This is a genomic window from Oxalicibacterium flavum (genome assembly GCF_014635065.1).
Classification (GTDB): Bacteria; Pseudomonadota; Gammaproteobacteria; order Burkholderiales; family Burkholderiaceae_D; genus Oxalicibacterium; species Oxalicibacterium flavum.
In genome coordinates, this window is the sequence record NZ_BMCG01000001.1 from 331,304 (window position 1) to 344,620 (window position 13,317).

At 63.4% G+C, this 13,317-nt stretch carries 15 protein-coding genes; 3 read left to right on the top strand and 12 right to left on the bottom strand.

Features of this window, described 5'->3' with window-relative positions; genetic code table 11:
* Positions 1-137: 137 nt before the first annotated feature.
* Positions 138-296 (top strand): hypothetical protein, encoded by a 159-nt coding sequence (locus IEV38_RS01525; RefSeq protein WP_188394402.1) that lies wholly within the window; start codon positions 138-140, stop codon positions 294-296.
* 82 nt (positions 297-378) lie between these two features.
* On the opposite strand, the gene IEV38_RS01530 is transcribed toward IEV38_RS01525, so the two are convergent.
* The 9 genes from IEV38_RS01530 to IEV38_RS01570 form a co-directional block, all read right to left on the bottom strand.
* Positions 379-1,155, bottom strand: a complete 777-nt coding sequence (locus IEV38_RS01530) for an ABC transporter permease (protein ID WP_188394403.1) — start codon at positions 1,153-1,155, stop codon at positions 379-381.
* A complete protein-coding gene (locus IEV38_RS01535; RefSeq protein WP_188394404.1) occupies positions 1,155-2,396 on the bottom strand; it encodes an ABC transporter substrate-binding protein in 1,242 nt (413 codons plus the stop codon). Before IEV38_RS01535 ends, IEV38_RS01530 begins: the two co-directional genes overlap by 1 nt.
* 17 nt (positions 2,397-2,413) lie before the next feature.
* Entirely contained in the window at positions 2,414-3,238 is an 825-nt protein-coding gene (locus IEV38_RS01540) for an ABC transporter ATP-binding protein (protein ID WP_229728496.1), read from the bottom strand.
* Positions 3,235-4,305 (bottom strand): acyl-CoA dehydrogenase family protein, encoded by a 1,071-nt coding sequence (locus tag IEV38_RS01545; protein ID WP_188394405.1) that lies wholly within the window; start codon positions 4,303-4,305, stop codon positions 3,235-3,237. The genes IEV38_RS01540 and IEV38_RS01545 overlap by 4 nt, the downstream gene beginning before the upstream one ends.
* Complete coding sequence (locus IEV38_RS01550) at positions 4,305-4,859, bottom strand: carboxymuconolactone decarboxylase family protein (RefSeq protein ID WP_188394406.1); 555 nt, start codon at positions 4,857-4,859, stop codon at positions 4,305-4,307. The genes IEV38_RS01545 and IEV38_RS01550 overlap by 1 nt, the downstream gene beginning before the upstream one ends.
* A 90-nt stretch (positions 4,860-4,949) precedes the next feature.
* Entirely contained in the window at positions 4,950-5,876 is a 927-nt protein-coding gene (locus IEV38_RS01555; RefSeq protein ID WP_188394407.1) for an AraC family transcriptional regulator, read from the bottom strand.
* A 193-nt stretch (positions 5,877-6,069) separates the two neighbouring features.
* Positions 6,070-6,891 carry a ChbG/HpnK family deacetylase gene (locus tag IEV38_RS01560; RefSeq protein ID WP_188394408.1) on the bottom strand — a complete coding sequence of 274 codons (822 nt, stop codon included), beginning with the start codon at positions 6,889-6,891 and terminating at the stop codon, positions 6,070-6,072.
* Positions 6,888-7,286 (bottom strand): GtrA family protein, encoded by a 399-nt coding sequence (locus IEV38_RS01565; protein ID WP_229728497.1) that lies wholly within the window; start codon positions 7,284-7,286, stop codon positions 6,888-6,890. The genes IEV38_RS01560 and IEV38_RS01565 overlap by 4 nt, the downstream gene beginning before the upstream one ends.
* Before the next feature lie 5 nt (positions 7,287-7,291).
* Positions 7,292-8,317, bottom strand: coding sequence for a glycosyltransferase family 2 protein (locus tag IEV38_RS01570; protein WP_188394410.1), 1,026 nt, complete (start codon positions 8,315-8,317; stop codon positions 7,292-7,294).
* A 150-nt stretch (positions 8,318-8,467) separates the two neighbouring features.
* Between IEV38_RS01570 and IEV38_RS01575 the strand changes: the two genes are divergently transcribed.
* Positions 8,468-10,045 carry a glycosyltransferase family 39 protein gene (locus IEV38_RS01575; RefSeq protein ID WP_188394411.1) on the top strand — a complete coding sequence of 526 codons (1,578 nt, stop codon included), beginning with the start codon at positions 8,468-8,470 and terminating at the stop codon, positions 10,043-10,045.
* 68 nt (positions 10,046-10,113) lie between these two features.
* On the opposite strand, the gene pdxH is transcribed toward IEV38_RS01575, so the two are convergent.
* A complete protein-coding gene (gene pdxH, locus IEV38_RS01580; RefSeq protein ID WP_188394412.1) occupies positions 10,114-10,749 on the bottom strand; it encodes a pyridoxamine 5'-phosphate oxidase in 636 nt (211 codons plus the stop codon).
* A 227-nt stretch (positions 10,750-10,976) separates the two neighbouring features.
* Here pdxH and tcdA point away from each other — a divergent pair, with 227 nt between their 5' ends.
* A complete protein-coding gene (tcdA, locus tag IEV38_RS01585) occupies positions 10,977-11,873 on the top strand; it encodes a tRNA cyclic N6-threonylcarbamoyladenosine(37) synthase TcdA (RefSeq protein WP_188394413.1) in 897 nt (298 codons plus the stop codon).
* A gap of 65 nt (positions 11,874-11,938) precedes the next feature.
* On the opposite strand, the gene msrA is transcribed toward tcdA, so the two are convergent.
* Both msrA and IEV38_RS01595 read right to left on the bottom strand, forming a co-directional pair.
* Entirely contained in the window at positions 11,939-12,469 is a 531-nt protein-coding gene (gene msrA, locus IEV38_RS01590) for a peptide-methionine (S)-S-oxide reductase MsrA (protein ID WP_188394414.1), read from the bottom strand.
* Between the two features lie 99 nt (positions 12,470-12,568).
* Positions 12,569-13,219 (bottom strand): AMP-binding protein, encoded by a 651-nt coding sequence (locus tag IEV38_RS01595; RefSeq protein ID WP_188394415.1) that lies wholly within the window; start codon positions 13,217-13,219, stop codon positions 12,569-12,571.
* Positions 13,220-13,317 lie beyond the last annotated feature (98 nt).

Consider the following 13,317-nt stretch of genomic DNA (forward strand, 5'->3'; position numbering starts at 1 on the left):
TCCTGCCCTTTCCGTTTCCATGATCGTCATCCCATGTGCACGGTTGTCCGACAGCAGAAACTCCATTTCTCCGACTGGCAAATCGAGCAGGCAGTCGATAGATTGAAATGACCATTTCAACTATTCAGGAGACGCGAATGAATACCGACAACAAGCGCCCACAAACCGATCTCGACGATTCCTCGACCGACACCGACAAGGATACGATCCGGCACGAAACCATCCCGGGTGAAAAACCTGCCAAGTCGCCCACCGACAAGGCATCGCGCAGCACCTCGGACGAAGACCTGAATTGATGGCGAAACCATCGCGCGCATAAAAAAGCCGGGCTAGCCCGGCTTTTGTTTTATCCATGTTCGTGCAGCACGGCGCATCTTCTCAACCGAACTCGCTCTTCTTCACATGCGACCAGCGCGCATGCGCAAAGCGTGCCGCGTAGTCGAGCAGGTAGCCAAGGATGCCGATCAGGATGATGGCGGCCATCAGTTCCGAATAGGCGAGCCTGTCGCGCGTATCGAGGATGAAATAGCCAAGACCTTCCGAAACACCAAGCATTTCCGCCGGCACCAGCACGATCCAGATGATGCCGATCGCGAGCCGCACGCCGGTCAGGATGTGCGAAGTAATCCCCGGCAGTACCACGCGGAAGATCATCTCGCTGCGCGTGGCCGACAGGCTGCGCGCCAACATCAACCAGTTGGGATCGAGATGCATGACGCCGGCGATCGTATTCAGCATGACCGGCCACACCGCCGCGAATGCGAGCAGGAAATACACGGGTGCATCGCCCACGCCCAGCACCATCACCGCCAGCGGCATCCACGACAACGGCGACACCATACGCAGCAATTGAAAAAGCGGCGTGCTGCTGCGCGAGAACACGCGCGAAGTCGCGACCAGGATGCCGAGCGGCACACCGATCGCGAACGCAAAGCCGAGTCCGACCACCACGCGCTTCATGCTCAATGCGACGTGCCACCAGATGTCGCTGCCACCGATCAGTTCGACGAAGGCCTGCGCAGTCGGCCATGGCGCGAACATGGCAGCGATCGGCGTTTCCCGTTCGAGCAGGGAGACGCCGAAACTCCACAACGCAATCGCGACGACCAGCCCGATCAGGGGCAGGCCGACGCGTTCCAGCAAAAGCTTCTTCATCAGGCAGCGATCGTTTCCGAACGTTTGAAAGTAGGCGTCAGGCCGAATGCCGCAGGACCGCCGGCCGCCGTGATCGCCTTGCGCACGAAGCGCTCGTCAACCAGATCGCCGGCGACGAACTTGGGATCGAGCGCCTGCAGGAAGCGGTTGTCGCCTTCGACCTGCGTCTGCGAAATGGCACGCACCAGTTCTTCCGTATAGGACGGGAACGGATACGGCTGGAAGTCGATGCGGCGCTGGTTCCAGTTCGGATGCGCGATCACGCCGCGCTTTTCGTAGCTGTTGAAATCACTGACGGCGAGCACCTTGGTCAGCGATTGCAGCGAGTGCGGCGTGTATTTGTCGGCGCCGGCCGACGACAGCAGCTTGGCGGTCTCGACCTGGTTGGAACGCGTCCACAGCTGCGCGTTGACGATGGCATTGGTCACGCGCTGCGACCACTCCGGCTTGTCGTTGAGGTCGCGCTCGGCGAGGAAGGTGACGCAGCAGGCATGATCCTTCCAGACGTCGCCCGAGAAGCGCAGGATCTTGCCGATGCCCGCGATCTCCGCGTTCGCATTGAACGGTTCGGCCACGATGTAGCCGGCGATCGACTTGGTCGCCAGCGCCGACACCATCTCGGACGGTGCCAGCACCACGAGGTTGACCTCGTTGGGCTTGATGGCCTCGCCGCGCGCACGCGTGACGATGGTCAGGTTGTTCTTACGCAGAAGCTGCTGCAGCAGGATGTTGTGGATCGAGTACCAGAACGGGATCGCGAAGGTACGGCCGCCAAGATCGGCGATGCTGTTGACGTCGTTCGCCACCGTCAGCGCCGAGCCGTTGATGTGGTTCCACGCGACCACCTTGGCCGGGAACTTGGAGCCGTAGCGCACCCACAGCGTGGCCGGCGACAACAGGTGGATCACGTTGACCTGGCCCGAGACGAAGGCTTCGATGATCTGCGCCCAGCTGCGGAACAGGCGCGGCTTTTCGGTCTTCAGTCCCTGCTGCTCGAACAGCTTGCGGCCGTGCGCCACCAGCAGCGGCGTGGCGTCGGTGATCGGCAGGTAGCCGATCTTGACCGGCTGGTCGTCACCCTTGAAGTTCTGTGCCTGCGCGTCGCCCGCGAACAGCATGGGCGCAGCCGCGCCGGCAGTCGCCATGGCGGACATCTGGAGGAAGTCGCGCCGCGTCATGCCGCAGTCGCAATCGGAGGATGCGCAGATATGGATTTTTCTGTTGTTCGAAAGCGTACTCATCGTTGTTCCCCTTTAGGTCAGTCGGCAGTGATCTGCAAATTGCGAAGCGCAGCAAGAATCTGCATGCGAAGTTCCACTACATCGGACGAATGCGCCTCGCGCGGGCGTGGAATGTCCAGCGCCCATTCCCGCACGATGCGTCCCGGGCCGTCCTGCCCGGCTTCCCTGCCCATCAGCAGGATACGGTCGGCCACCAAAATGGCTTCGTCGATATCGTGCGTGACTAGCAGCACCGCCGATTGCCAGCGATGCACGAGCTCCACCAGCAGGCTTTGCATGCCGGCGCGCGTGATGGCGTCCAGCGCAGAGAACGGTTCGTCGGCGAACAGCAGTTCCGGCTCGCGCGCCAGCGCACGCGCCAGGGCGACGCGCTGCGCCATGCCGCCGGACAACTGCGCCGGATACGCATGCTCGTGGCCCTTGAGGCCGACCGCCTCCAGCGCAACCGCGATGCGCTGCGCGCGCGTCGCCTTGTCGATGGCAGGCTGCCGCGCAAAGTCGAGGCCGAAACCGGCGTTTTCCGTCACGTTCAGCCACGGCAGCAGGCTCGCCTGCTGGAACACCAGCGCCGCGCGCGGATGCGGCGCATCCAGCGGCTTGCCGAGAAAGGACACCTCGCCCTGCTGCTGTTCGGCCAGCCCGGCCAGCACACGCAGCAGCGTCGATTTGCCGCAGCCGCTGCCGCCAAGCAGGCAGACGATCTCGCGCTTGCGCACCTGCAGCGAGACATCCTCGAATATCTTGCGCTGGCCGTAACCGAAATGCAGGTGACGGCCTTCCAGCGCGACATCGCCGATGCCGGACGCATGCGACGATGCCTGGGACGAGACCTGCGTCATCATGCGACCTGCGCGGCAGCCTGCTTCTGCAGTTCGATCTGCAGTTGCGTGAGGCTAGGCGTGACGATGGGAACGAAAGCCGATTCGCGCCAGCGGCGCGCAAAGTTGCGGTCCTTGTCCTGCAGATAGGCGCGGCCGCCGCTGGCCTGCAGTTCGAGCATGACCGCCTGCTGCACGATCTCGGCCAGCGTGATGCGGATGCGGAACAGCGGCGCAGCCTTGGTCTTGAAGCTGCCATCGAGGATGCCGTCGGTCATCTGCTTGACGGTATCCTCGAGCGCGCGCTGCAGTTCGGTCACGCGGTCGGCCAGCTGGCCACGCGTATTTCCGCACAGTTGCTGCGCCGCGCGCAGGCTGGCGCGCGCCAGGCCGACCGACATGCCGCATTGCATGCCGAGGAAACTCGGCCGCACGCCGGGCAAATATTGGCGGGCATCGGCATGGATCACCTCGTCGGCCGCGATCTGCACGCCTTTCAGTTTGACCGCCGCCGTATTGCTGGAACGCAGCGCCAGCAGGTCGAGGTCGGCACTGCGTTCGACGCCGGCGGTCTCGTTGCAGAAGGAGACGATGGCCGGCGGCGCATCGCCCGAACTGACGGCAGCCGCGGCGATGAAGCCTTCCTTGCGCAGATTGGTGACCCAGGCAAGGCCGCCGTCGAGCCGGAAGCCGGCATCGTTCGGCGTCGCCTCGATCTGCAGCGACTCGATCCCCGACAGGAACTTCATCGCGTTCGACAGGCCGGTCGCGCCGCCGCGCTCACCCTTGACCAGACGCGCCACCCAGCGCTCGGCCAGCACCTCGTTCGGGCTGTGCAGCAGGTATTCGATGAAGGTGCGGTGGCCCCAGAACACAAAGGCCGCGGTCAGCGACTGCTCGGCGGTAGCGGCGATCGCCTCGATCGCATCGCGCACGTCGCCGCCCGCACCGCCATGCGCCTGCGGCACGCCGGCCGCAAACACGCCGGCCTGCGTCAGGCGCGGCAGTACCTCGGATGCGAAGTCCTGGGTGGTATCGAGCGGTTCGGCGTGCTCCTGCAACCAGGCCTGCACTGCTTGCGCGGCGCTCATCAGATCGCTCCGGGCGCGAACGGCTGCAATTCCTTGTTGATCTCGTTGCCGGACAGCGTGTTGGCAAAGTTGCACAGCGTGGCGAGACTGATGCCGAGCACCACTTCGAGCGCCTGCTGCTCGTTGTAACCGGCCTTGAGGAAAGCCTGGTAAGCCGCGTCATCGACAGCGCCGCGGCGCGCGATCACGGCTTCGGCAAACTGTTCGACCGCATCCAGCTTCGCGTCGCCGGTGGCCTGCCCCTGTTGCAGCGCGCGCACCTGTTCGGTCGGCAGCTTGGCCTTCTTGAGGGCGACGGCGGTATGGCCGGCCACGCAGAAATCGCAGCCATGGATGCGCGCGGCCGTGATCTGCACCACTTCGCGCTCGGCCAGCGTCAGGCTGGTCTTGGCATTGATGCCGGAGACGGTCATGTAGGTTTCGAGCGCTTGCGGCGAATTGGCCAGCACGCCGATCAGGTTGGGCAGGAATCCATTGTTGGCGATGGCGCGCTCGACGAAGGGACGGCTGTCGGCAGGCGCGGTCTCCAGGGTGTGCAGGGTCAGACGGGACATGAGCTACCTCTCAGAATGATGACGGCCCATTATCGCATCGTCCGGGATTCGCGCTACCACCCTGCGTCGCTGTTTCTTGCTCGATCGTCTTCAGTTCAGCGAACGCGGCGAATCGCGTTCGCGCAGGCCGCGCCGATAAGCGCCCGGCTGCTCGCCGATCACCTTCTTGAAGGCGCGCGAAAAGGCTGCATGCGAGCGGTAACCCACGTGTTCGGCCGCGCGCTCGACCGATTCACCCGCGTGCAGGCGCTGCGCCGCGATCTTCATGCGCAGCGACAGCAGGAACTGCGCCGGCGGCTGGCCGCTGGCACCGACGAAATGCTTGTAGAAACTGGCGCGCGACATATGCGTCATGCGCGCCATATCGTCGGTAGACCACGGCTCGCCAGGCGCCGCCATCAGACTTTCCAGCAGCGGCTTGAATTCGGCGCGGCGCGCGATCGCCAGCAGGCCCGAGGCGATGGCATCCTCGCGCGCCACGTGGCGGATCACATAGAAGAACAGCACCTCGGCCAGCCGCGCCACCAGCGGCGACGGCTGCTCGGGATCACCGGCCGGCTCGGCCAGGATCAGATCGAACAACGTGCTGGCCGCCTTCAGTGCCGGGTCGTCGGCGCGCAGGATCAGGTAATCGGGAAAGGAATCGACGATCAGCCCGCTCAGGCCACCACGGAAATGGAAGAAACCGCAGGCCATGCCGGTACTGCCGTCGGCATCGGGCGCCAGCGGCTGCATCGTCACCTGCGGCGGCGCGGCGCCCAGTTCGCGCTCGGGACTCAGGAAATGCGGGATGTCGCGCAGCAGGAATACGCCGTCACGCGGCTGCAAGGCGACCGGCTCCTGCCCTTCGATATGCAAAAAGCAGCCGCCATGCAGCACCAGATGAAAGCTGCCGACCGCCCTGCCCGCCGTGGACGCGCGCCAGCGGCCGCAGTACTGGCCGACGTGAAAAACCGTCGTTTCCAGATCCACGCTGCCGAGCAGCCAGTGCACGAGTTGATCGGTATTGGTCGACAAGAGGCGCTTCCATGTTGAAGGGAACGAGGAATGGCCCTTCCTTCCCGAAGAGACCTGCCAGCCTACAAGACGCACCAAACCCGTGCAACGAAACTATTTGCATATGGATATAAGGAGCAGGCATAAGAAGCCCGCAATGAAAAAACCGCCTACTTGAGGCGGCTTCTTGCACGGGAGGAAATACGCCAATTGCTCAGTCTGCGTATGCTGATTGCAGAAAACAGTCCGACAGCTTGGCCAGCCGCACCTTCGCCTGATCGAGCATGCGCGCGCAGTCGTAGGAGCGCAGAAAATCGTATTCGACCACGCGCTGCGCGGCGATCTCGTCATGCGCATGCGGCGCAGTGGCAGGATGGCACATGATCAGCATGCCGGGGCGCGCTGCGGTCAGCCATTCGCGAAAGCATGCATCGTAATCGGGCCGGTCGAAACCATAGACACCGCCGAAGCCGTCGTTGGTCGGCACCTCCTCGTAACGCAGATGATCGGCCGTCACCTGTCCGCCCAACAGCTTCAGGATCTGCGGCTTGCCACGCCAGGCCGGATCGGCAGGAACCGTGTTGCGCACCCAGACCGCGCGCTCCGGATACCGCTTCTTCAGCACCTGCAGCATGACCTGCCGCACGCCCGGCAATTGGTGCACGTGCTGATGGCCGTCGATGAAATCCGGCCCGTGACCCATGGCATCCTCGAAGGCATCGAGCTGGCGTTCGAAGGCATGGCGCAGCTGCATCGGATTCATGCCGCGCAGCAGGCTGCGCAGGATGACGATACGCAAGCCCGGCACCTTTTCCTGTCCGAATCCTTCGGTCAGATTGAAATGCAGGCCGACGTCGGTCTGCGCTCCATACGGTTGCAGCGCATGCGCCGCATTCTTCCAGTTCGGAGCGGTCGAAAAGCAGCTGACCGCGGTCAGGCGCTTCTTTTCGAGCAGATCGAGGATACCGGCGTCGATGTGCGCGTTCTGCGCATAGTCGTCGGCGCACAGCACGATGGGAGTGAAAGCGTGATTCATGAGGAAGAAACCCTTCGAAAGGCCCACAGTTTGCTCAGCACGTAGGTCATGGCCGCTACCGTCAGCACCACGATTGCCAGCGCGACGTAGTACGGCATGTGCGTGGTGTGCAACAACACGAAGAACAGCAATTCGTTTACCAGGAAACCGAGCACGGCCACCGACAGAAAGCGCAGGAAGGATGCGGCCTGTCCACGGCCTTCCTCGCGCGTATCGGAAAACGTCCAGTGCCGATGGCCGAAGTAGCTGACCCAGAACGCCACCACGAAGCCGCCGACATTGGCGCGCAGCGGCGCGGCATCGAACAGTTCGACCAGCGCGATCACGGTCCAGTAGTGCACGGCGGCCGCCGTCAGGCCGACGATGCCGAAGCGCAGCACGCGCAGTATTTCCATCGGCTTCATGCGCGCGTATCGCGGTCGGATTCGCCGTGCGGTTCGTCGCCAGCCTTGCCGTTGGCCGGGCCATTGTCGATGTCGCGCGCGACGACATACAACGGACGTTTCTTGACCTCGTCATAGACGCGGCCCAGGTATTCACCAAGCACGCCGATCGAGATCAGCTGGATGCCCGAGAAGAACATCAGGCCGGCTGCCAGCGTGGCCCAGCCCGCCACGTCCGCTCCGAACAGCAGCGTATCGATCGCGATCCAGAATGCATAGAGCAGCGCGATGATGGAAATCGCCACGCCAATTGCGCTCCAGATGCGCAGCGGCAGCGTGGTGAACGCCGTCACGCCGGCCAGCGCCAGCCGGCTCAGGCCGCGATAGCTGAAACTCGATACGCCCGTGGCACGCTCGGCCGGCACGAAAGGCACGGCGATGCTGCTGAAGCCGACCCACGCATAGAGGCCTTTCATGAAACGATTGCGCTCGGGCAGCTGGCGCAGCGCATGCACCACCTTGCGATCCATCAGGCGGAAGTCGCCGGCATTGCGCGGAATCGTGATCGGTGCGCCTGATTCCATCAAGTGATAGAACATGTCGGTGCCCCAGCGCTTGAGGCGCGATTCGCCGCTGCGGTCGCTGATGACGCCATAGACCATGTCGATGCCGTTCTTCCACAAGTCAACCATCTGCGGCAGCAGCGCCAGCGGATGCTGGTAGTCGCCATCCATCAGGATCACGGCGTCGCCGCGCGCCTTGTCGATGCCGGCCGACAGCGCCGCTTCCTTGCCGAAATTGCGCGACAGGCTCAGGTAGCGCAGCCCCGGCTCATGCCGCAAGCCGGCCATCACTTCCTCGGTCCGGTCGGCACTGCCGTCGTTGACCACGATGATTTCGTAGTGGACGGCGAAGCTTTCCAGCATGGCGCGCAGATCGCGCAGAAAATCGGCCAGATGCGCCGCCTCGTTGTAGGCGGGGATGACGCAGGAAATCAATGCATCGTCCGGACGGCGAACAGGCAGGGCATGTGTCTGGGACATGAAGGGGATACCTCGGGGAAAAATCGCAGAACGGTAATGCAGCAGGGCAAAAATAAGCGCCACAGGCGATGGTCAAGATTATAATTCACCGCCATGTGCGACGAGCATCGAAAACGTCGCATTTCCCTTGTCATTCCTGACTGTCCCGCCATGGCCACCACCGTTTCCGACACCTCCACGCGCCGCCTGTTTTCGCTCAAGACCGACAACCTTGCCCCCGTCGTCATCACCCTGCTGCTCCTGCATCTGGCACTCTGGACCTTCTTCACCGGCATCAGCCACCGCGCGCCCGACTGGGACAACATGGAAGAACTGGTCTGGGCCGGCGGACTCGAGTGGGGCTACTACAAGCATCCGCCGATGCCGTCATGGATATTGCACGTGCTGACGCTGGTGTTCGGACGTCCGGTCTGGCTCACCTTCTTCACCGGCCAGATCAGTGTTGTCCTTGCGCTGTGGATGATCTGGAAGCTCGGCTGCGAGTTCACCACCCAGCGGCGCGCGCTGATCGCCACCCTGCTGGTGTCGCTGATCGCCTACTTCACCGTGCGCGGCGTGATGAACAACCACAACACCATGCAGCTGTGGGCACTGGCCGGCGCGATCTGGATGCTGTACCGCGCCAGCCACCGCGACAGCCTGTCTGCCTGGGCCGCGCTCGGCTTCTTCAGCGCCTGTGCCTTCCTGACCAAGTACAGCGCGCTGGTGCAGTTCGCCGCCTTCTTCCTCTACCTGCTGCTGGCCGGCCATCTCAAGCGCGCCGCGACCTGGAAAGGCATCGTGGTCGCCACCGCCGTGCTGGTGGCGATGGTGACGCCGCATCTGCTGTGGCTCAAGCAGCAGCCCGCGGGACCGGTCTCCTATGCCAGCAGCGAGATGGTGCCGCTGGCCAGCTACCTGGACGAGCTCAAGGACCTGACGAGCTTCCTCGTGACCAACTTCGGCCGCATCGCCGCCATGATCCTGGCACTGCTCATCGTGGCTGGCTGGGCAGCACGCGCCTGGAAGAAATCCGGTATGAGCGTCAAGCCGCCGCGCATCGCCACCGAACTGGCGAGCTCCGACCGGTTCTTCATCCTGCTAATCGGCCTGGCACCGCTGATCCTGACAATGCTGATTGCAGGCGCGATGAAGATTCCACTGGCGGCGCACTGGGCCACCACCTTCTTCCTGCTGTTCGGTTTCTTCTCGTTCTGGTTGCTGCGCAGCGGCGACGATGCGGCGCTGCTGCGCAAGACCATCATCGTGGTGGTGCTGTTCCAGCTCATCGGCGCCATCGGCTACGGGTACGCGCGCGGCCCTCTGGCGGACAAGGCCGGGCGTCCGAGTCGCGCCACCTTTCCCGGCGCGGAGATCTCGCGCCTGATCCATGCGGAATGGAACAGGCACTCGCAGCTGCCGCTGACCCTGGTCGCGTCCGACACCTGGACCGGCGGCAATATCGCCACCCACATCGGCCGCCAGGTACAGGTGCTGATCGATGGCGACTACGGCAAGGCGCCGTGGGTCGACGAGGAACGCGCGGAACAGTGCGGCATGCTGGTCGCCATCAATCGCAGCGCCGACAATGTCGACAGCATCGATCCGGGCGTCATCTCGCTGATGGCACAGGCCACCGAGCACGGCGTAGTCGACATTCCATGGACCCGGAAGCCAGACGGCCCGACGGTGTCGATCGAATGGGGCATCATCCCGCCGCTGGAAAGCTGCCCCTCGCTGTCACGCTAAAGCACTACCAGACACGCCACCAAGGCATGTCAACAAAAAGCCGCATGCGAACCATGCGGCTTTTTCATTTACGGCTGCAGACGCTTGCGCGTCCAGTTGCCGTCCGCTTCGCGCCGGTAGGCAATGCGGTCATGCAGGCGCGAGGCGCGGCCCTGCCAGAATTCGATGTAATCGGGCACCAGCCGATAACCGCCCCAATGCGCGGGACGCGGTGGTCGGTCGCCATATTGCGCTTCGGCCTGCGCATACTTGCGCTCGAGTTCGCCGCGATCGGCAACCGGGCGACTCTGTTCGGAAGCGATCGCACTCAGGCGGCTGCCGACCGGACGGCTGCCGAAATAGGCATCGCTTTCCTGCGCCGAGACACGCTCGACGCGACCTTCGATGCGCACCTGACGCTCCAGCTCCAGCCAGTGGAACAGCAGCGCTGCGTGCGGATTGGCCGCCAGCTGCTCGCCCTTGCGGCTCTCGTAATTCGTAAACCACGTAAAGCCGCGCTGGTCGAAATCCTTGATCAACAGGATGCGCGACGACGGCCGGCCGTCGGCCGACACCGTCGAAACGCCCATTGCATTCGGCTCGCGCACCTGCGCATTCAGCGCCTGCTCGAACCAGCGCGCGAACTGCGCGATGGGATCGGGATCGGTGTCCGCCTCCGACAGGCTGGCACGCGTGTAATCGGTTCTGATATCTGCAATCGACATGATTCCCCTTCCTTGAATGACTTCAATCATCGCCATGATAAATGCCCGACCGACGATTCGCCTTCGTTCTCCGTATTATCGGACGATCATGCACACCTGCGTTTGATCCACCGCAACGCCACGGCACAATGAACGGATTGGCAAGATCGTGCGGAAATCCCCACATCGGCGCGGCGTTGTGGCCGGAATGTTCGCAAGGAAGGCTTGCCGGCCGTTAAAATAGCGGGATGACCGATCTTTCCCTGATTCCCGCTCCCGCTCCCGCACCCGATTCCGCATCGACCGTCGCCGACATCGACTTCGACCGTCGCTTTGGCGGTATCGCACGCCTGTACGGCAAGGACGCGCTGGCGCGCTTTCGTGCCGCGCACGTCTGCGTGATCGGCGTCGGTGGCGTCGGTTCGTGGGTGGTGGAGGCGCTGGCACGCAGCGCGATCGGCAACATCACCATGATCGATCTCGACAACGTGGCCGAATCCAACATCAACCGCCAGCTGCATGCGCTCAGCGATACGCTCGGCATGGCCAAGGTGACGGCGCTGGCCGAACGCATCGCGCAGATCAACCCGACCTGCACGGTCACGCAGATCGAGGATTTCCTGACGGCCGACAATCTCGACGAGATGATCGGTGCGCATCGCTACGACTACGTCATCGACGCCATCGACAATGCGCGCGCCAAGACCGCATTGATCGCCTACTGCAGGCAACACGGCATCCCGCTGGTGACGATCGGCAGCGCCGGCGGCCAGACCGATCCGACCCGCATCGCCATTCGCGACCTGTGCCTCACGGAACAGGAACCGCTGCTTGCCAAGGTGCGCAGGCGTCTGCGCAACGACCACGGCTTTCCGCGCGGGACCAAGAACAAGTTCGGTATCGATGCCGTGTTCTCGACCGAACCGCTGCGCTTTCCGGATGCGCCGGAAGCCTGCGCCGTCGGCGACGGCGACAGCACGGCAGGCGTCACCGGACTGAACTGCGCCGGCTTCGGTTCATCCATGGTGGTGACGGCATCCTTCGGACTGATCGCCGCTTCGCACGTGCTGCGCAAGCTGGCCGACAGCGCAGTACAGGCAAGCGAGTCAGCCGACAAGAACGCAACGCTCGACCGCGCAGCCTGAAAACACGCCACGCAGAAAAGAAAAAGCGGCCGAGGCCGCTTTTTTCATGCCGACGCGTCGCGCCTTTATTTCTTCACCTTGTCCGCAAAGGTCTGGCGGAACTTCGAGACCTTGGGCGCGACGATGAAGGCGCAATAACCCTGCATCGGATGCTGGCGGAAGAAATTCTGGTGATAGTCCTCGGCCTTGTAGTAGTCGCCGATCGGGCTCAGTTCGGTCACGATGGGCGCGTCCCACACATTCGCCATTTCCGAAATCACGTGCTTCGCCGTGTCCTGCTGCTGCGGCGAGTGATAGTAAATGACGGAACGGTATTGCGTGCCGACGTCGTTGCCCTGGCGGTTCGGCGTGGTCGGATCGTGGATGGTGAAGAACACCTCGAGGATTTCGCGATAGCTGATCACCTCCGGATCGAAGGTCAGCTTCACCACTTCGGCATGACCGGTCGTGCCTTCGCAGATCTGCTCGTAGCTCGGATTCGGCACCTCGCCGCCCGTGTAGCCGGACTCGACTTCGAGCACGCCCTTCAGTTGCTGAAACACCGCCTCGGTACACCAAAAACAACCGCCGCCCAAGGTTGCGATTTCTGTCGCCATCGATTTGCTCCGTGAATGTTCGTGCGGCCTATTGTCACACGCATGCGGCAATTGCTCAAACCCGAAAGCGCGATGCCGTCGCCGGCAGCCGGACGATGTTCAGGAAAACGACACTGTATCGGCACGCGCCAGCGCCGGAAATATCCGCGCGGCAAGAAGCGGCACGTCAAACAGCACGTCCCGGACTTCCACCGTTTCGTGCGCGGCGGCGACATCCGCCTGCGCCGTCTGCGTGCTCAACGCAGCCAGGCTGTAGCAGCGCTCGACGAGCTTGCCGTCCTCGACCTGCAGGTCGATCAGGCTGGTCAGCGACGCATCCTCGATGGCGCGTTCCTGATGAGGGCAGCGCACCGCCAGCAGTTCCGGCAGCGTGGCGACCACGCCGGCCGGCAGGTCCGGCGCCGGCTGCAGCCCTTCGTCATGGATCACCGCGCGCGGCGGATGCATGCGCCACACGCGGTCCGCCAGCGCGCGCACCTCGGCGCGTTCGAGCGGCAGCAGTTGCGCGCCGCAGCGCGCCACGGCGAAATAGAGAATCAACGCATCGGCATGCGCATTGCCCCAATAGATGACCGTATCGCCGGGCATCACCTGCCACTCGCCCTGCAGGCGAGCGGTCGCGCGTTCTATGCGCGACCAGATGCGGCGATAGGAAATCGCGCGGCGGCTCGAACGCGTGGCAATGTCGTGGGTATGGCGCGCAGCCTGGCAGCGCAGCAGGAAAAACAGGTTGCTGGCGAGGGTATCCATCTGTTTCATTCAGGCGCACTCGATCTCGCGGTAGCGCAAGGAGAGCGGGAAAACACGGCCGTACGTCAGGCTTTTCGCCATGAATGCCCTCTTTTTGG